The sequence below is a fragment of the uncultured Stenotrophomonas sp. genome, from assembly GCF_963519125.1.
Lineage (GTDB): Bacteria > Pseudomonadota > Gammaproteobacteria > Xanthomonadales > Xanthomonadaceae > Stenotrophomonas.
This window is the reverse complement of record NZ_CAUQLJ010000009.1, coordinates 185,505-204,024: the sequence shown is the minus strand read 5'-3', so window position 1 is coordinate 204,024 and position 18,520 is coordinate 185,505. Positions and strand designations below refer to the sequence as shown.

At 65.9% G+C, this 18,520-nt stretch carries 15 protein-coding genes and 1 rRNA gene; 11 read left to right on the top strand and 5 right to left on the bottom strand.

The features are described from left to right. The first annotated feature begins 181 nt into the window (after positions 1 to 181). Positions 182 to 296 (top strand): 5S ribosomal RNA (rrf, locus tag RYM47_RS10185). A gap of 264 nt (positions 297 to 560) precedes the next feature. Then, positions 561 to 1,220: a transposase gene (locus RYM47_RS10180; protein ID WP_315387649.1), complete on the top strand. Its 660-nt coding sequence runs from the start codon at positions 561 to 563 to the stop codon at positions 1,218 to 1,220. Between the two features lie 65 nt (positions 1,221 to 1,285). Here the strand turns inward: RYM47_RS10180 and RYM47_RS10175 are convergent, their stop codons facing one another. Then, the gene (locus tag RYM47_RS10175) at positions 1,286 to 3,016 is read right to left on the bottom strand and encodes a M28 family metallopeptidase (RefSeq protein WP_315387648.1); all 1,731 of its coding nucleotides are present in this window, start codon (positions 3,014 to 3,016) and stop codon (positions 1,286 to 1,288) included. A gap of 52 nt (positions 3,017 to 3,068) precedes the next feature. Beyond that, positions 3,069 to 3,731: a hypothetical protein gene (locus tag RYM47_RS10170; protein ID WP_315387647.1), complete on the bottom strand. Its 663-nt coding sequence runs from the start codon at positions 3,729 to 3,731 to the stop codon at positions 3,069 to 3,071. Between the two features lie 95 nt (positions 3,732 to 3,826). Here RYM47_RS10170 and RYM47_RS10165 point away from each other — a divergent pair, with 95 nt between their 5' ends. Together RYM47_RS10165 and RYM47_RS10160 are read left to right on the top strand one after the other, a co-directional pair. Beyond that, positions 3,827 to 5,152 (top strand): peptidoglycan DD-metalloendopeptidase family protein, encoded by a 1,326-nt coding sequence (locus RYM47_RS10165; protein WP_315387645.1) that lies wholly within the window; start codon positions 3,827 to 3,829, stop codon positions 5,150 to 5,152. Between the two features lie 122 nt (positions 5,153 to 5,274). Beyond that, the gene (locus RYM47_RS10160) at positions 5,275 to 6,729 is read left to right on the top strand and encodes a S41 family peptidase (RefSeq protein ID WP_315387644.1); all 1,455 of its coding nucleotides are present in this window, start codon (positions 5,275 to 5,277) and stop codon (positions 6,727 to 6,729) included. A gap of 84 nt (positions 6,730 to 6,813) precedes the next feature. Here the strand turns inward: RYM47_RS10160 and RYM47_RS10155 are convergent, their stop codons facing one another. Then, positions 6,814 to 7,506: a rhomboid family intramembrane serine protease gene (locus RYM47_RS10155; protein WP_315387643.1), complete on the bottom strand. Its 693-nt coding sequence runs from the start codon at positions 7,504 to 7,506 to the stop codon at positions 6,814 to 6,816. A 230-nt stretch (positions 7,507 to 7,736) separates the two neighbouring features. Here RYM47_RS10155 and RYM47_RS10150 point away from each other — a divergent pair, with 230 nt between their 5' ends. Further along, positions 7,737 to 9,080, top strand: a complete 1,344-nt coding sequence (locus RYM47_RS10150) for an outer membrane protein transport protein (protein ID WP_315387642.1) — start codon at positions 7,737 to 7,739, stop codon at positions 9,078 to 9,080. A gap of 60 nt (positions 9,081 to 9,140) precedes the next feature. Here the strand turns inward: RYM47_RS10150 and RYM47_RS10145 are convergent, their stop codons facing one another. Next, positions 9,141 to 9,869 (bottom strand): ThuA domain-containing protein, encoded by a 729-nt coding sequence (locus RYM47_RS10145; protein WP_315387640.1) that lies wholly within the window; start codon positions 9,867 to 9,869, stop codon positions 9,141 to 9,143. A 99-nt stretch (positions 9,870 to 9,968) separates the two neighbouring features. Here RYM47_RS10145 and RYM47_RS10140 point away from each other — a divergent pair, with 99 nt between their 5' ends. Further along, positions 9,969 to 10,616: a hypothetical protein gene (locus RYM47_RS10140; RefSeq protein ID WP_315387638.1), complete on the top strand. Its 648-nt coding sequence runs from the start codon at positions 9,969 to 9,971 to the stop codon at positions 10,614 to 10,616. Positions 10,617 to 10,687: 71 nt separating this feature from the next. Here RYM47_RS10140 and putA read toward each other — a convergent pair whose 3' ends face one another. After that, on the bottom strand, positions 10,688 to 13,912 hold the full coding sequence (gene putA / locus RYM47_RS10135) for a bifunctional proline dehydrogenase/L-glutamate gamma-semialdehyde dehydrogenase PutA (RefSeq protein ID WP_315387637.1): 3,225 nt from the start codon (positions 13,910 to 13,912) through the stop codon (positions 10,688 to 10,690). A 364-nt stretch (positions 13,913 to 14,276) separates the two neighbouring features. Here putA and coxB point away from each other — a divergent pair, with 364 nt between their 5' ends. The 5 genes from coxB (at position 14,277) to RYM47_RS10110 (ending at position 18,516) form a co-directional block, all read left to right on the top strand. Then, positions 14,277 to 15,215, top strand: a complete 939-nt coding sequence (gene coxB, locus RYM47_RS10130) for a cytochrome c oxidase subunit II (protein ID WP_315387636.1) — start codon at positions 14,277 to 14,279, stop codon at positions 15,213 to 15,215. A 67-nt stretch (positions 15,216 to 15,282) separates the two neighbouring features. Beyond that, positions 15,283 to 16,893, top strand: a complete 1,611-nt coding sequence (gene ctaD / locus RYM47_RS10125; protein ID WP_315387635.1) for a cytochrome c oxidase subunit I — start codon at positions 15,283 to 15,285, stop codon at positions 16,891 to 16,893. An 8-nt stretch (positions 16,894 to 16,901) separates the two neighbouring features. After that, a complete protein-coding gene (locus RYM47_RS10120; RefSeq protein WP_256123623.1) occupies positions 16,902 to 17,030 on the top strand; it encodes a hypothetical protein in 129 nt (42 codons plus the stop codon). After that, positions 17,027 to 17,617 carry a cytochrome c oxidase assembly protein gene (locus RYM47_RS10115; RefSeq protein WP_070208837.1) on the top strand — a complete coding sequence of 197 codons (591 nt, stop codon included), beginning with the start codon at positions 17,027 to 17,029 and terminating at the stop codon, positions 17,615 to 17,617. Before RYM47_RS10120 ends, RYM47_RS10115 begins: the two co-directional genes overlap by 4 nt. Before the next feature lie 20 nt (positions 17,618 to 17,637). After that, complete coding sequence (locus RYM47_RS10110; RefSeq protein ID WP_315387630.1) at positions 17,638 to 18,516, top strand: cytochrome c oxidase subunit 3; 879 nt, start codon at positions 17,638 to 17,640, stop codon at positions 18,514 to 18,516. Positions 18,517 to 18,520 lie beyond the last annotated feature (4 nt).

Here is an 18,520-nt window from a genome sequence, read left to right as displayed (position 1 = left end):
GATGGTAGTGTGGCTCAAGCCATGCGAGAGTAGGTCATCGCCAGGGTTTACACCCCGAAAACCCCGCTGCTCATGCAGCGGGGTTTTCCTTTTTTTGCAGGCCCCTGGTTTTCATCGGGGTTTGCTTCTCGGAAGAGACCTCTGCTGAGCTGGCGCATGCATGCGCTGCTCCAACCGTCTCCCTGGTGAAATTAGCGCTGTGGAACCACCCGATCCCATCCCGAACTCGGAAGTGAAACGCAGCTGCGCCGATGGTAGTGTGGCTCAAGCCATGCGAGAGTAGGTCATCGTCAGGGTTTACACCCAAAACCCTGCTGCTCACGCAGCGGGGTTTTTTTTGCGTGTTCGACGGGCAATGAACCGCGCACCATCTGAACGACGCCGGTGATGCTCCGGTAGGGTCGGTTCCCAAACGACCGCCGATAACGGTAATAAGCAGGGTGACGCATGGACCCTGATCGAAGAGCGATTCCTCCGATCACAGGTCATGCCCCAATGACGCGATCACCACCTCGGCGGGGCGCTCTTTCGCATCCTGCGACCGCGCCACTCGTGCATCCATGCACATCGTCGATTGGGACGCGACCCTGCCGGGGTTGGCTGACGGCATATCGCATCGTTTCCCGATACCGGTCAACGAGCAGGAGGACGACGCTGTCGGCATGTCCAGCCCACGTCTCCTCATCGGCCGCCGCTCCCTTCAAGGGGCTTACTACATGCTCACCATGACCGTTGCAGGTCGTGAGCGCCTCTTTACCGACGACGCCACTGTTGAATGCGTGGTTGAGGCCCTGCGCTGTTCCGACCGCGAGCAGCGATCCCACACACTCGCTTGGGTTGTCATGCCCGACCATGTGCATTGGCTCATGCAACTGGGCAACGGGAACATCAGCCGCTGCGTGCAGGCGTTCAAATCCCGATCTTCCCGCGCAGTCAAACTGCACCGCAGCAGCCAGGGCGCTGTATGGCAATCAGGTTTCTATGACCACTGCGTGCGATCAGATCAGTCCCTGCTCAACCAGGCCAACTACCTGATGGAAAATCCTGTTCGCGCCGGGCTGGCCACGAAGGTTGGTGAATATCCCTACTGTTGGACGCGCTGGCCCACAGCAGTCGACGCACCTGCATCGGCTGACCCGCCAGTGGAGGCCGGTCCACCTGACGACGCCCCCCAAGCCGCCCACGCCGAACAGTCGCAACAGGCTCAACAGCCAGAATAGCCAACCAAACAAAAACGGCGCCCCGAAGGGCGCCGCTTTTTCTCAACCCTGACGATGTAAAAGACTTACTTCGCCGCAGGCTTGGGCGTGGCCGTATCGACCTTGCCCTTCATCATCTCGTCGCGGGCGGCCTTGAACGGGTTGCCTTCGTACCAGTTCGGCCACTGGCCACCCACCGCGATCGCCCTGCCGACGCCGTGCAGCAGCTCCAGGTCTTCCACCGTGCCATCCAGCTTCCAGGTGCTCGCGTCGTACTCGTCCTTCGGGCCGTGGTAGCGGTCGCGGCCGTAGGCCTCAGCCGCCTTGCGGCCTGCGTCCACGCCGCCGTCCAGCAGGTCTTCGCCACCATCGGCATACAGTGCCGGCACGCCGGCCTTGGCGAAGTTGAAGTGGTCCGAGCGGAAGTAGAAGCCGCTCTGCACCGAGGTCTCGCCGTGCAGGGTGCGACCCTTCTCGGCGGCCAGCGGCTTCAGGATGTCCTCCAGCTGCGAGCTGCCGAAACCGGTCACGGTCAGGTCCTTGGCCTTGCCTGCCACCGAAATCGCATCGATGTTGATCACACCGGCAATCTTGTCCAGCGGGAAGGTCGGGTGGTTCACGTAGTACTTCGAACCCAGCAGGCCGGATTCCTCCAGCGTCACCGCCAGGAACACCACCGAACGCTCCGGCGCCGGCTGTTCGTGCGCCATGGCGTCGGCAATCTCCAGGATGCCTGCCACGCCGGTGGCGTTGTCGATCGCACCGTTGTAGATGTTGTCGCCCTGCTCGCCCTCATGCTTGCCCAGGTGGTCCCAGTGCGCCATGTACACAACCGCTTCGTCCGCGTGCTTGGTACCCGGCAGCACGCCGACCACGTTGCGCGACTTCTTCTCGGCGATGGTGCTCTTCAGGTCGAGCGACATCTTGGCTTTCAGCGGCACCGGCTTGAACCCGCGCTTGTTGGCGTCCTTGTAAGCCTGGTCCAGGTCCAGCCCGGCGTCGGCGAACAACTGACGCGCCGCGTCGGCGCTCAGCCAGCCCTGCGCCGGCAGGCGCGGCTCCGGATCATCCTTGGCCGGCAGGTCGTACTGCGGGCCCGCCCAGGAATTCTTCACCACGTCCCAGCCATACGACGCACCGGCGGTGTCGTGCACGATGAGTGCGGCGGCCGCGCCCTTGCGCGCCGCTTCCTCGAACTTGTAGGTCCAGCGCCCGTAATAGGTCATGCGCTTGCCATCGAACAACGTCTCGTCGTTGGCATGGAAGCCCGGGTCGTTGACGAACATCACGACCGTCTTGCCCTTCCAGTCCTGGCCGGCGTAGTCGTTCCACTTCTGCTCTGGCGCATCCACGCCGTAGCCGACGAAGACCAGCTCGCTGCCGTCGATCTTCACTTCCTGCTGGCCGCTGCGGGTGCCGATCACCATGTCGGTGCCGAACTTCAGGTCGCGCTGCTTGCCGGCCTGGTCCAGCTTCAGCACGGTGCTTTCGTCAGCGGTGGTTTCGGTCATCGCCACCTCCTGGAACCAGCTGTCGCCGTTGCCCGGCTGCAGCCCGATGCGCTGCATCTGGTCGCGGATGTAATTCACCGTGCGCTCTTCGCCGGTGCTGCCCGGGGCGCGGCCTTCGAACTCGTCGGACGACAGGGTCTTGACCAGCTCGCCGAAATCGCCGGCGTTGATCTCGGCGGAGAATGCGTGGCCGGCGGCGGCCGGCGCGTTATCGGCCGCCGGCGCGGCGGCCGGGGCCGTGGTCTCGCCCTTGCACGCGGTCAGCGCGGCGGTGGCGGCCAGGCACAACAGAAGTTTGCGGGACATCATCGATTCCTGGGGACAAAGGGCCGGTGCGCGGGCACCGGGTGAAAGCGTATCAATTGGCGGGCGCGGTGTCGGTGTCGAACGGTACGGGCTCGGCGCCATGCACCGGGCCGATCGACGCGGTGCGGTGCACATACAGCACGACCTCACGCTCGAAGTTCAACTCACCGGCCACCGACGCCTTCGGCCCGATGATGATCCGCGGCTTGCGCGGTGCGCTCAGGGAAATGCCAAAGCTCGGCTTTTCCACATGGATGCCACCGCCCACCTGCGAACCGACGCCGACGGTGATGTCACCGTTGACCGTCTTGATGCTGTTGCTCAGCCGCGTTTCGACCAGCCCGATGCCGCCGTTGACGGTTTCCACGCCACCGTTGATCTGGCTGCCGCGGTCGACGAAGATGCTGCCATTGACGGTCTCGATGTTGCCCTTGGCCATGACCCGTGGGCCCAGCTTGATCGCGCCGTTGACCGTGGACACGCTGCCGGTGCTGGCGCCTTCCTCGACCTTGATGCCGCCATTGACGGTCTGGATGCTGCGGGTGGTGGCGCCGCTGCTCACGTTGATGCCGCCATTGACCGTTTCGAGATCGCCATAGGCCTGGCCAGCCTCGGCGGTGATGTGGCCGTTGACCTTGCTGATGTCATCCACCGCCCATGCCGACCCGCAGGACAGGGACATGGCCAACAGCAGAGGGAGCGAGAGATGTTTCATGGGTGCGTCGTCCGGTATGCGGCTGGCAGGCCGCCTGCAGGAATGTCACCATGCAGCGCTGCGATCCGCATCTGCCTGAAGTCACTGGAAAGCCCTTGCGCCACAACGTCTTTTCCTCACGCCGGCATAACAATCCGACCACCGGGCAGGGGCGTGGCCCGCTGTGGACGCTGGTGCTGTCGGCCGCGCTTGGGCTGGCGACACTGGCAGGCGCGGCTCCGTTGGCGGCGCAGAACCCCAAGGAAGCCGAACGCAAGCTGCAGAAGCTGCGCACCGAATTGAAAGGCGTGGCCCAGGAACGGAAGACCCTTGAGGGCCAGCGCGGCCAGGCCTCGCGCCAGCTGCGCGAAGCCGACGAAAAAGTGGCCCGCACCAGCCGAAGCCTGGCCGAAACCGAAACTGCCCTGCAGCGCGAAACCCGCGCCCTGCAGGAACTGCAGCAGCGGCGCGGCGAACTGCAGGCAGGCCTGCAGGCACAGCGACAGGAACTGGCGTCGCTGCTCCGCGCCGCGTACCGGATCGGCAACAACGCACCGTTGAAGCTGCTGCTCTCGCAGGACAAGGTGGCCGACGCCAACCGCAGCCTGGCCTACCACCGCTACCTGCAGCGCGAACGCGCGCGTCGGATCGGGGCGCTCACCTCCGACCTGACCGAACTGGAAACGGTGGAAGCGCAGATCGTGGAACGACAGCAGGCCCTGGAAGGCACCCGCCAGCAGCAGAAGCAACAGGCCGCTTCCCTGGCCAACGACCGTAAAACCCGCGCGGCCACCGTGGCCAGCCTGGATGAGCGTTTCAAGGATCGCAGCGAGCGCGAGAAGGCGCTGGGCCAGGATGCCAAGGCGCTGGAAACGCTGCTGGCCAACCTGCGCGCGGCGGCCGCCCGCGCCGAAGCCGAACGCAAGGCCGCCGCACGCCGTGCCGCCGCCGAAAAGGCAGCGGCGGAAAAAGCCGAACGCGCTGCCGCTGCCAGCGGCACACGTCCGCCGCCGCGCCCGGGCAAGACGCCACCGGCGGTGGCCTCGGCCCCCGCGCCCAAGGTCGGTGGCCTGGGCTGGCCGCTGTCGGGCAACCTGCTCGCCCGCTACGGCGGCAAGCTGCCGGACGGGCGGACCAGCAGCGGCGTGCTGATCGGCGCCGCCGCCGGCAGCACCGTGACCGCAGTGGCCGATGGCACCGTGGTGTTCTCCGACTGGATGACCGGCTACGGCATGATCCTGATCGTGGACCATGGCAATGGCTACATGAGCCTGTACGCGCACAACGACACGCTGCTGCGCGATGCCGGCGGCACGGTGAAGAAGGGCGATCCGGTGGCGAAGGTGGGCAACTCGGGCGGGCAGGGGGTTACGGCGTTGTACTTTGAACTGCGTCGTAATGGGCAGCCTGTTGATCCGTCTTCGTGGTTGCAGCGGCGGTAGGGTTGCGCCCAGCCACGCAGGGCGTGGCTCTACCGGCGGCCGGGGCGGTTGTTCAACGGGAATTTACCCCTGCTTCGCGCATAATCGGGCGTGCCTTTCCCACGCTCACCCTGGAGTGCTTCATGCGCGTAGCCCGTTCCGCCACCCTGCTGCTGGCCCTGGTGCCGGCGCTGTCATGGGCGCAGCAGACCGCCCAGGTTCCGGAACGTGGCGGCGATGCCGCCTCCACTGAAGAAGCGGTCACCTCGCGGGTGCCGCTGGAAGAGATCCGCCGCTACGTGGCCGTCTACAACGCCGTGCGCGCCGCCTATGTCGAGCCGGTGGAAGACAAGAAGCTGATGCAGTCGGCCATCCGTGGCCTGCTGCTGGACCTGGATCCGCACAGCACCTACTTCGACAAGGAAGACGCCGAAGCCTTCGACGAGCAGGCCGAAGGCGCCTACGAAGGCATCGGAGTGGAGCTGCAGCAGCAGCCGGACAACAGCAGCCTGAAGGTGATCTCGCCGATCGACGACACCCCGGCGGCCAAGGCCGGCATCCTGGCCGGTGACCTGATCATCGCCATCGACGGCAAGCCGATCAGCGCGATCGAAGCCACCGAGCCGCTGCGCGGCAAGGCCGGCAGCAAGGTGGTGCTGACCATCGTGCGCGACGGCAAGCCCAAGCCATTCGACGTTACGATCACCCGCGAAACCATCCGCGTCACCAGCGTGCGCAGCCGCATGCTGGAGTCGGGCTATGGCTACATCCGACTGAGCACGTTCCAGGCCGACACCGGCGCCGACTTCCAGAAGCACGTCGCCCAGCTGCAGCAGCAGGCGGGCGGCCAGCTCAAAGGCCTGGTGCTGGACCTGCGCAGCAATCCGGGGGGCCTGCTGACCGCGGCGGTGCAGGTGGCGGACGACCTGCTCGACAAGGGCAACATCGTCAGCACCCGCGGCCGGATCTCGATCAGCGACGCACGCTTCGACGCCACCCCGGGCGACCTGCTCAAGGGCGCACCGGTGGTGGTACTGACCGACGCCGGTTCGGCCAGCGCCTCGGAAGTCCTGGCCGGCGCGCTGCGCGACAACGGTCGTGCCCGCGTGGTCGGCAGCCGCACCTTCGGCAAGGGCTCGGTGCAGACCGTGCTGCCGCTGGACAACGGTGATTCGGTGAAGCTGACCACTGCGCGCTATTACACGCCCAGCGGCAAGTCGATCCAGGCCACCGGCATTGTGCCGGACGTTGAACTGAAGCCGGCCGCCACGCCGGCGGAAGACGCACTGCCGGCCAGCCTGAGCGACTACAGCGAAGCGACCCTGCCGGGCCATCTGCGCGGCGATGACGAAGGCACCGAGGGCTACCACGCCGGAGCGGTGCTGCCGGGCGATGCCCCGATCAACGACGCGCTGGCCGAGCTGAAGAACCCGGGTTCGGTGGCTGCACGCTTGAAGGCCGAAGCGGCGAAAGCGGATGCGGCGAAGGCCGCGAAGGCCACAGCTGCGAAGCCGGAGGCGAACGTCGAACCGAAGCCGGAAGCGAAGCCGGAAGCGAAGCCGGAAGCGAAGCCCGCACCGGTCCCGGCCAAGCCGTGATTCTGTAGAGTCGAGCCGTGCTCGACTGATCTACGAACGAGCGGGTGAGCGTGGAGCCGGCCAGCGGCCGGCACCACCAGGGGTTCAGAAGCCGTGCCGCTTGCGCAGGCGGCGTGCGATCGCCGCGCGCACGTACACGCCGTACAGCAGGCCGAACAGGAAGCCACCGATGTGCGCCCACCAGGCCACCATGCCGAAGCTCGGGCCGATGTGGGCGAACACCACCTGCAGCGCGGCCCATACGCCGATCAGCAGGTAGGCCGGGGCGCGTACGAATTCCAGGAACAGGCCCAGCGGAATCACCACGCCCAGTCGGGCACCGGGGAACAGCGCAAGATAGGCACCGATCAGCGCCGACACCGCGCCGCTGGCACCGATGATGATCTGGTCCGGGCTGCCCATGGTGTAGATGGCCACCAGATTGGACACCGCGCCGCCGACCAGGAACAGCAGCAGCAGGCGCCACGGGCCCAGCACCCGTTCGGCGGGCAGGCCGAAGATCAGCAGGAACACCAGGTTGCCCAGCAGGTGCGACCAGTCCGCATGCAGGAACAGCGCGGTGAACAGCCGCAGCACGCTGCCGTCCTCGAAGGTGGCCCACCAGTCCAGCGGCCGGGTCAGCCCGGTGGAGAGGGCACCCCAGTCCATCCACAGGCTGCGGCGGGCGTCGCCCGGGCGCGAGATCGACCACAGGAACGCTACCCACAGCGCCGCGAACAGCAGGGGCGTGGCCCAGCGGACGGCAGATTTCTTGCGGGCGGGCAGGGAGACGAACATGGGGCGCTAGCCTAGCGCGCCGGGGCGCCGGAAAGGGGTAAATGGCGGGTTCAGCCTGAATAGCCAGAACCGCCACCAACGTTATTGTTTCATTAACCGGTCTGGGTATACTCGCATACGGCGTCGTATGTCGGGAGGGGAATCCGGCGCGTTGTTGCAAGCCTTTCGGGGCGAGCGGTGACGCAGGCGCGCGTAGCCAAAACCACACGCAATTCCGGAGAGAACACACGATGCATACCGCTTCCACCCTCGCTCGCGTCACCGCCCTGGCTGTCGGCATCGCCGGCGTGCTGGCCGTTGGCCACGTCAACGCCGCCGCCTTCCAGCTGAAGGAAAACAGCGCCAAGGGCCTCGGCCGCGCCTTCGCCGGTTCGGGCAGTGCCCAGGGCGACGCCTCGATCATCGCCGTCAACCCGGCCGGCATGCGCCAGCTGGAAGGCACCATGGTCCAGGGCGACCTGAGCGCCATCAGCTTCAAGGCCGAATACGAAGGCACCGGCCGCAAGCCGACCGGCCAGCCGCAGACCGGCGGTGACGGCGGCGACGCCGGCATGATTGCCCCGGTTCCGGCTGCCTACTTCCACATGCCGATCGGCGAGAAGGCCCACTTCGGTGTGTCGCTGACCGCTCCGTTCGGCTTCAAGACCGACTACGACAATGGCTGGGTGGGTCGCTACAGCGGCCTGAAGACCGACCTGAAGGCGATCGACCTGGGCTTCGCCGCGTCGTACGACGTCAACCCGTACGTGTCCTTCGGCGCGTCGGTGTTCGTTGAGCACCTGACCATCGAACTGAGCAACAACATCGACTTCGGCACCGCGCTGGCCCAGTCCCGCGTGCCGGGCTTCGCCCCGGGCAGCGCCGATGGCAAGCTGACCGTGGAAGGCGACAACAACGCCGTGGGTTGGACTGTCGGCGGTCTGTTCAGCCCCGATGAGAACACCCACATCGGTATCAGCTACCGTTCCAAGGTCGAGCACAAGGTCACCGGCGGCGACGCCACCTTCGACGTGCCGGCCAACGCTGCCGCCGTGCTGGCCGTTGCCCAGCCGGGTCGCTTCATCAGCACCTCGGGCAAGGCCACGCTGACCCTGCCGGCTTCGGCGACCTTCAGCGTCACCCACAACTTCACCGACCGCTTCACCATGATGGCCGACGTCACCCGCACCGCGTGGTCGACTGCCTTCGACTCGGTCACCATCGACTACGCTTCGGCGCAGCCGGATTCGGTGCTGGAGTTCGGCTACCGTGACACCACCTTTGCATCGCTGGGTGGCGACTACAAGCTGAGCGACACCGTCACCCTGCGCAGCGGCGTGGCGTACGACCAGACCCCGACCACCGACGCGCACCGCGACGTCCGCGTGCCGGATACCAGCCGCATCTGGCTGTCGTTCGGCCTGGGCTGGACCCCGTCGGCGAACATGGAATACAACTTCGGTTACACCCACCTGTTCACCAACGATCCGAACCTGATCGTGCCGGGCACCACCAACAACCAGGGCAACTCGCTCAACGGCAAGTACAAGGTCCGCGGCGACGTGCTGGCAGCTTCGTTCCAGTACAAGTTCTGATTCACGGCGTTCGCGCCGCGTAGTACCGGAGGGCCCCGCGCAAGCGGGGCCTTCTGCGTTTCAGCACTGCGGCGAGCGACCCGCCGCGTACAACAACCCCTGGCGCAGGTGCGCCAGGAAATCGCGATTGCGGTATACCGCCGGGTCGTGGCCCAGGCCGGTGTACCAGCTGCGCCCGCCGTCGAACGCGTGGCACCACGCAATGGGGTGGTCGGCACCCATGGTGCCGCCGCTGTAGCGCTTCTCATCCACCGTGGCGATCACCTGCACCGTGCCGCGCGGGTTGCTGCGGTAGTTGTACAGCTCGTCGCGCACCGGCCACGCATTGCCCTGCGCCTTGCCATCGCGTTCGGGCTGCACCGGGCTGAACTGCAGGCCTTCGGGATGGTTCTTGAAATACGCGCCCACCAGCTGTCCGTACCACGGCCAGTCGTACTCGGTGTCGGCGGCCGAATGCACACCGAGGAAACCGCCACCGGCGCGGATGAAGGTCTCCATCGCCTGCTGCTGCGCGGCGTCGAGCACGTCGCCGGTGGTGTTGGCGAATACCACCACCCGATAGCGGGCCAGGTTGGCGTCGTTGAAGTCGGCCGGGTTCTCGCTCTGGTCCACCGCCATGCGCTCGCGCCCGGCCAGCAGGCGCAACGTGCTTACTGCAGTGGGAATGGAATCGTGGCGGAATTTCGCGGTGTGGGTGAACACCAGTACGCGGTCTTCCTGCGCCGTGGCAGTTCCGGCAACGGTTGACAACGACAGGACCAGCAACAGGGGCAGGGTCAGTGAGCGCATGGGCCGATCATGACACAGCGTACAATCCCGGTCCCCGCACGCCCGGCCGCGCCGCCGTGCGGGCACTGACGCCCCACGATGTATGACACGGAGAAACACATGTCGACTGCACTGCTTCGCTCCTCCCTGGCCCTGGGTCTGGTTGCCGTTTCGGCGCCTGCCCTGGCCGCCCCCGACTTTGCCGCGTGCTTTACCCTCACCCCGGGAATGACCTGGTCCACCGGCGATGAAACACTGACCATCGAAAAGGCGAGCTTCGCCGGGCAGGACGCGATCAAGGTGCACAGCGCCGGCGGCGGCGTCGGCAGGGCCAGCTATTACGATGCCAGCGGCCGCCAACTGCTCGGCGAAGACCGCTACGGCATCTCGGCCTGGGGCGGTGATGCCTCGCAGCCGGTGATGACCGACACCTTCAAGCCGGCGCCGACCTTCCCGGCCAGCGCCAAGCCCGGCGAACGCTTCGAGGTCAACGGCAAGGGCGAACGCACCCATCATGTCGAAGAAACCGTCACCCCGATCGACTACGACGGCTTCTCCGATTACACCTTCGTCGGTTTCGAAGACGTGGAAGCAGATATCAGCTTCAAGCCGCGCACCTTCAAGAACACCTGCCACGTCACCGCGACCTTCGAAGACAACCGCATCGAAGCCTGGTACGCGCCCGGTTTTGGCCGCATCAAGTTCGAGCGCTACATGGGCGACCAGCTGTTGATGCGCGACGAGATCCAGTCCATCGAAGCAGAGTGATCCACACCGCCTGACCCACAAAAAAACCCCGCTTTTCAGCGGGGTTTTTCGTTAAGCGCCTTCGACTGGAATCAATCGCCGAGGGTCAACAGCGAAGCGTTACCACCGGCCGCCGTGGTGTTCACGGTGACGGTCTTTTCCGTTGCAAAACGCAGCAGGTAGTGCGGACCACCGGCCTTCGGACCCGTACCCGACAGACCCTGGCCACCGAACGGCTGCACGCCGACCACCGCACCGATCTGGTTGCGGTTGACGTACACGTTGCCCACGTTGATGCGCGAGGAAATGCGGTCCACGGTCTCGTCGATGCGCGAATGCACGCCCAGGGTGAGGCCGTAGCCGGTAGCGTTGATCTGGTCGATCACCGCGTCGAGCTGGTCGCCCTTCCAGCGGATCACGTGCAGCACCGGCCCGAAGATTTCCTTGTGCAGCTGGTCCAGGTTCTTCAGTTCGTACGCACGCGGCGCGAAGAAGGTGCCGTGAGCGGCCGCTTCGCTGAGTTCGGCGGCGGCGATCAGGCGCGCTTCCTTCTCCATGCGAAGCGCGTGTTCGCGCAGGATCTGCAGCGCGTCGGCATCGATCACCGGGCCGACGTCGGTGGACAGCAGGCCCGGGTCGCCGACCTTCAGTTCGGCCATCGCACCGGCCAGCATGGTCATCACCTTGTCGGCGATGTCGTCCTGCACGAACAGCACGCGCGCGGCCGAGCAACGCTGGCCGGCGGAGGTGAAGGCCGAGCCGATCGCGTCCTTGACCAGCTGTTCCGGCAGCGCCGAGGAATCGGCGATGAAGGCGTTCTGGCCGCCGGTTTCGGCGATCAGCACGCCGATCGCGGCGTCACGTGCAGCCATCGCGCGGTTGATCGCACGCGCGGTCTCGGTGGAGCCGGTGAAGGCCACGCCGGCCACGCGCGGGTCGGCGGTCAGCGCGGCACCGACGGTGGCACCGTCGCCCGGCAGGAACTGCACCACCTCGGCCGGCACGCCGGCGTCGTGCAGCAGCTTCACCGCGTAGTAGCCGATCAGGTTGGTCTGCTCGGCCGGCTTGGCGATGACGCTGTTGCCGGCGGCGAGTGCAGCGGCCACCTGGCCCAGGAAGATCGCCAGCGGGAAGTTCCACGGGCTGATGCAGACGAACACGCCGCGGCCGTGCAGCTGCAGCTCGTTGGATTCACCGGTCGGGCTCGGCAGCTTCTCGGCGTGGCTGAACTGCTCGCGTGCCTGCTTGGCGTAGTAGCGCAGGAAGTCCACCGCTTCGCGCACTTCGGCGATGCTGTCGGGCAGGCTCTTGCCGGCTTCCTTCACGCACAGCGCCATGAACTCGGGCATGCGCGCTTCCAGCTGGTCGGCGGCGTGCTCGAGGATGGCGGCGCGGCTGGCGGCCGGTGTGCGGTTCCAGGCCGGCTGCGCGGCCACGGCATTGGCCAGGGCCTTCTGCACGGTGGCAGCGTCGGCGGCCAGCCACTGGCCGACCACTTCGCGGGTGTCGGCCGGGTTGGTCACCGGCAGCGCGGCGCCGGCCGGGTTCGCACCCGGTACCAGCGGAGCGGCCTGCCAGGGCTTCACAGCCGCGTTGATCTGCTCGGCCAGGGCGCGCAGTTCGTTGTCGTTGGCGAGATTGGCGCCCATGGAGTTCTTCCTGTCGTGGTTCTGGCTGCGCAGCAGGTCAACCGGCAGCGGGATCTTGGGATGCGGAATCGATTCGAACGAGGACACCATCTCGACCGGATCGCGGATCAGGTCGGCGATCGGCACGCGCTCGTCGGTGATGCGGTTGACGAAGCTGGAGTTGGCGCCGTTTTCCAGCAGGCGGCGCACCAGGTACGGCAGCAGGTCTTCATGTGAACCGACCGGGGCGTACACGCGGCAGGGCAGGTTCAAGCGATCGGCCGGCACCACTTCGGCGTACAGATCGTCACCCATGCCGTGCAGCTTCTGGTGCTCGTACACGCCGCCATTGGCGATGCTGCGCACTGCGGCGATGGTGTGCGCGTTGTGCGTGGCGAACATCGGGTAGATCGCGTCGGCATGGGTGAACAGGCGCTTGGCGCACGCCAGGTAGGACACGTCGGTGTTCTGCTTGCGGGTGAACACCGGGTAGCCCGGATAGCCTTCGATCTGCGCGCGCTTGATCTCGGCATCCCAGTAGGCGCCCTTGACCAGGCGCACCTGCAGGCGGCGACCGGCGCGGCGTGCCATGTCGGCCAGATGGTCGATCGTGTACGGGGTGCGCTTCTGGTAGGCCTGCACGACCACGCCGAAGCCATCCCAGCCGGCCAGCGAGGCGTCGGAGAACACCTGCTCGATGATGTCCAGCGACAGTTCCAGGCGGTCGGACTCTTCGGCGTCGACGGTGCAGCCGATGCCGTAGCTCTTGGCCAGCTGTGCCAGTTCCAGCACGCCCGGCACCAGGTCCTTCAGCACGCGCTCGCGCTTGGCGTGCTCGTAGCGCGGGTACAGCGCCGACAGCTTGATCGAGATGCCAGGAGCATTGTTGACGTCGCCATCCGGACGGCCGCCGCGTGCCTTGTGATCGCCGCCGATGGCGTGGATCGCACGACGGTAGTCTTCCAGGTAGCGCAGCGCGTCCTTCATGGTCAGCGCGCCTTCGCCCAGCATGTCGAACGAGTAGCGATAGCTGGCGTTGTCGCCCTTGTGCGAGCGCGCCAGTGCTTCGCTGATGGTGCGGCCCATGACGAACTGGTGGCCCATGATCTTCATCGCCTGGCGCACGGCCAGGCGCACCACCGGCTCACCCACGCGGCCGACCAGGCGCTTGAACGCGCTGGGCGCATCGGCGCGGGTGGCATCGTTCATCTGCACCAGCTTGCCGGTCAGCATCAGGCCCCAGGTGGAGGCGTTGACCAGCACCGAGTCGCTGCCGCCCAGGTGCTTCTTCCAGTCCGCTTCGCCGAGCTTGTCGCGGATCAGCTTGTCGGCAGTGTCCTGGTCGGGAATGCGCAGCAGCGCTTCGGCCACGCACATCAGCAGCACGCCTTCTTCGCTGCCCAGGTCGTACTGGCGCATGAAGGCTTCAATTGCGCCCTGGTCCTTGGCGCGCACGCGCACGCGTGCCACCAGGTCGGCGGCAGTGGCCTGCACGGCCGCCTGCTCGTCGGCCGGCAGGCGCGCCTGCGCCAGCAGCTCGCGCACGTGGCTGGCCTCGTCCTTCATCCAGGCATCGGTGATCGCCTGGCGGAACGCGTTGGGAACAACCGGCAGCTCGGGTGAAAGCAGCGGCGGGCGGGAGGCGCCGGACGAGGCCGGGGCAGGGGGAAGCGCGGAAGATGCGGTCATGCCGGTTGGCTCGTGGAGAACTTGACCATTTTAATCGTTTTTTTGTCCCTGCAAGCAAGTTCGCAGGTCCTCCCGATCACGGCCATAGCCTTTCATACAGGGGGATTCGGCGGATCCAGAGGGGACGTTCAAAAGTGTGCCATTTTCGTCAAATCGGCCGCCGAGGCTTATGCTGTATTGCACCATCTCCGAAATTGTGAATGGACCCTTGCGGCTCGCGCGACAGCAGGGCTACCATCGGGACGTTCAGCGTACAGCTGGCAGTCGCACTGCGTGCTCACCCCCCGGGGTGCGTCTGCGACCGAAAAGTAGGCTTGCTCGTGGCCAGCGATGGCTGCAACCGACGACGCTAAGGGTCTAGGCAATGAAGCAACGCAGAAAGTGGGGCACGCAGTTCGCAAAGGCAGTGGGGTGTGGGGCAGCGCTGATGGCGCCGGCACTGGCGTGGGCCCAATCGGCCGACCCCAAGCCGTGGCAGCTCAACATGGGCAAGGGGGTCACCCAGAGCTCGCGGTTGGCCTGGGAATCCAACATGTTCTCGCTGTGGGTGTGTACGGTCATCGGCGTGCTGGTGTTCGGCGCGATGTTCTATGCCATCTTCAAGTTCCGCAAATCCAAGGGCGCGGTCGCCGCCAACTTCAGCCACAACACCAAGGCCGAGGTGATCTGGACCGTCATCCCGGTGATCATCCTGGTGGTGATGGCCTGGCCGGCCACGGCCAACCTGATCAAGTTCTACGACACCCGCGACGCCGAAATGACCGTGAAGGTCACCGGCTACCAGTGGATGTGGAAGTATGAATACCTGGGCGAAGAGGTCACCTTCACCAGCCGCCTGGACCGCGAATCGGACCGGGTCCGGCAGAGCGGCAAGGTGCCCGACCGCGAAAGCCACCCGCACTACCTGCTCGACGTGGACAACCGCCTGGTGCTGCCGGTCGACACCAAGGTGCGCTTCGTCATCACCTCCGATGACGTGATCCACGCCTGGTGGGTGCCCGCACTGGGCTGGAAGCAGGACGCCATTCCAGGCTTCATCAACGAGGCGTGGACCAACATCGAGCAGGTCGGCGTCTACCGTGGGCAGTGCGCCGAGCTGTGCGGCAAGGACCATGGCTTCATGCCGATCGTGGTCGAGGCGGTCTCGAAGGAAGACTTCCAGAAGTGGCTGGCCGAAAAGCGTCCGAAGGCGGCAGACCCCGCGCCAGCGCCTGCCGCGCCGGAAGCGACGCCGGAAGCCACGCCGGGTGAAGCACCGGCAGTCCCGGCCGCAACACCCGCTCCGGCGCCGGAAGACGCCTGACATCATCGAACCACGCGCGCTGCAGGATGCGCGTGGCTACCAGCGGAACCAATGAGGTGTAGTTGCGATGGCGCATACCGCAGTTGATCACGACGGGCATCACGGGCATCAGCAGTCGTTCGTCGAACGTTGGTTGTTCTCGACCAACCACAAGGACATCGGCACGCTGTACCTGCTTTTCAGCTTCATCATGTTCATCATCGGTGCGGCGATGAGCGTGATCATCCGCGCCGAGCTGATGCAGCCGGGCCTGCAGTTCGTGAAGCCGGAAACCTTCAACCAGCTCACCACCGTGCATGCGCTGGTGATGATCTTCGGTGGCGTGATGCCGGCCTTCGTCGGCCTCGCCAACTGGATGATCCCGCTGCAGATCGGCGCGCCGGACATGGCGCTGCCGCGCATGAACAACTGGTCGTTCTGGTTGCTGCCGGTGGCCTTCAGCCTGCTGCTGCTGACCCTGTTCCTGCCCGGTGGTGCGCCGGCTGGTGGCTGGACGCTGTATCCGCCGCTGTCGCTGCAGGGCGGCTACAACGTGGCCTTCAGCGTGTTCGCGATCCACGTGGCCGGCATCAGTTCGATCATGGGTGCGATCAACATCATCGCCACCGTGCTGAACATGCGTGCGCCGGGCATCGACCTGCTGAAAATGCCGATCTTCTGCTGGGCCTGGCTGATCACCGCCTTCCTGCTGATTGCGGTGATGCCGGTGCTGGCCGGCGCGGTGACCATGCTGCTGACCGACAAGTTCTTCGGCACCAGCTTCTTCAATGCCGCCGGTGGCGGTGACCCGGTGATGTACCAGCACATCTTCTGGTTCTTCGGGCACCCCGAGGTCTACATCATGATCCTGCCCGCCTTCGGCGTGGTCAGCGAGATCATCCCGACCTTCAGCCGCAAGCCGCTGTTCGGCTACCAGGCGATGGTGTACGCCACCGCCGCCATCGCATTCCTGTCGTTCATCGTCTGGGCCCACCACATGTTCACCGTGGGCATGCCGCTGGGTGGCGAGATCTACTTCATGTTCGCCACCATGCTGATCTCGATCCCGACCGGCGTGAAGGTGTTCAACTGGGTCAGCACCATGTGGCGCGGCTCGCTGACGTTCGAGGCGCCGATGCTGTGGTCGGTGGCCTTCGTCATCCTGTTCACCATCGGTGGCTTCTCCGGCCTGATGCTGGCGATCGTGGCGGCCGACTTCCAGTACCACGACACCTACTTCGTGGTCGCCCACTTCCACTACGTGCTGGTGACCGGCGCGGTGTTCGCGCTGATTGCCGCGGTGTACTACTGGTGGCCGAAGTGGACCGGGCGCATGTACAGCGAGAAGTGGGCCAAGGTGCACTTCTGGTGGTCGATCGTGTTCGTCAACCTGCTGTTCTTCCCGCAGCACTTCCTCGGCCTGGCCGGCATGCCGCGCCGTATTCCCGACTACAGCGTGGCGTTCGCCGACTGGAACCTGATCAGCTCGATCGGCGCGTTCGGCATGTTCGCCACCCCGTTCATGATGGCTGCGATCCTGATCGCCTCGCTGCGCAACGGTGAAAAGGCCGCCGACCGCTCCTGGGAAGGCGCGCGCGGGCTGGAATGGACCGTTCCTTCACCCGCTCCGGCGCATACCTTCACCGTGCCGCCGGTCATCCGTCCGGGCGACCTGGCCCACGACGACATCACTCACTGAGGTGCGCCATGCATGATGCGCAACAACAGGATCTGGCCGTTCGCCGCCAACGTGCGCGCCGCACCGCGCTGTGGGTGGGTGCGGTGGCCATCGCGGTGTATGTCGGTTTCATCCTGACCGGGGTGCTCGGCCGATGAACGACCCGCGCCCCGCCACGCCCGCGCCAAGCGCCGGGCTGCCGCGCCTGATCGGGGTGGCAGTGGCGGTGTTCGTGCTGACCTTCTCGCTGGTGCCGCTGTACCGCATCGCCTGCGAGAAGGTGTTCGGCGTGCGCCTGGAACGTGGACCCGGCGCGCAGGCGGCGGGCGGTCCGGCGGCTGCGAAGCGCACCGTGCGGGTGGAGTTCGACGGCGGGGTCAATTCGAAGCTGCCGTGGGCCTTCCACCCCGAGCAGCTGAGCATGGACGTGGTGCCCGGCGAGCTCAACGAAGCGCTGTACTACGCGCGCAATGACAGCGACCACGCACTGGTTGGCAGTGCGGTGCCGTCGGTGGCCCCGGCCAAGGCCTCGGGTTACTTCAGCAAGACCGAATGCTTCTGCTTCACCGCGCAGACCCTGGTGGCCGGCGAGAAACGCGACATGCCGGTGCGTTTCATCGTCGACCCGGACCTGCCGGCCAACATCAAGACCATCACCCTGTCGTACACGTTCTACAAGAACGACGCGCTGTCGTCGCAGCTGGCCACGGCGACCCCGCCGGCCACCGCGCGCTCGGCACCCTGATACGTACCCGGATACCGCATATGGCCGCCCAGCACAGCCCCGACGCCAACGTGTATTTCGTGCCCACGCACAGCAAATGGCCCTTCATCGGTTCCATCGCGATGATGGTGACCATGGTCGGCGTGGCCAGCTGGCTCAATGACGCCGGCTGGGGCAGGTGGACCTTCTACGCCGGCATCGCGATGCTGGTGCTGACCCTGTTCTGGTGGTTCAGCGACGTGGTGCGCGAATCGCAGGCCGGCCACTACAACCACCAGGTCGACGGCTCGTTCCGGATGGGCATGGTGTGGTTCATCTTCTCCGAAGTGATGTTCTTCGGTGCCTTCTTCGGCGCGCTGTTCTACACCCGCAACCTGGGCCTGCCGTGGCTGGGCGGCGAGGGCGACGGGGTGATGACCAACGAACTGCTCTGGGACGGCTACTCCGCCGCCTGGCCGACCAACGGCCCGGGCAGCATCGGCGGCCACTTCCAGACCATTCCGGCCTGGGGCCTGCCGCTGATCAACACGCTGATCCTGCTGACCTCCGGCGTCACCCTCACCATCGCCCACCATGCATTGAAGGCCGGTCATCGCCGCCAGCTGCTGGTGTGGCTGGGCATCACCGTGCTGCTCGGTGCCTTCTTCCTCACCCTGCAGGCCGAGGAGTACATCCACGCCTACAAGGAACTGAACCTCACGCTCGGTTCGGGCATCTACGGATCCACCTTCTTCATGCTCACCGGCTTCCACGGCGCGCACGTGCTGCTGGGGACCATCATGCTGATCGTGATGTGGCTGCGCGCGTCCAAGGGGCACTTCACCCGCGACAACCACTTCGGCTTTGAAGCGGCGGCGTGGTACTGGCACTTCGTCGACGTGGTCTGGCTGATGCTGTTCCTGTTCGTCTACGTGCTGTAGCGCC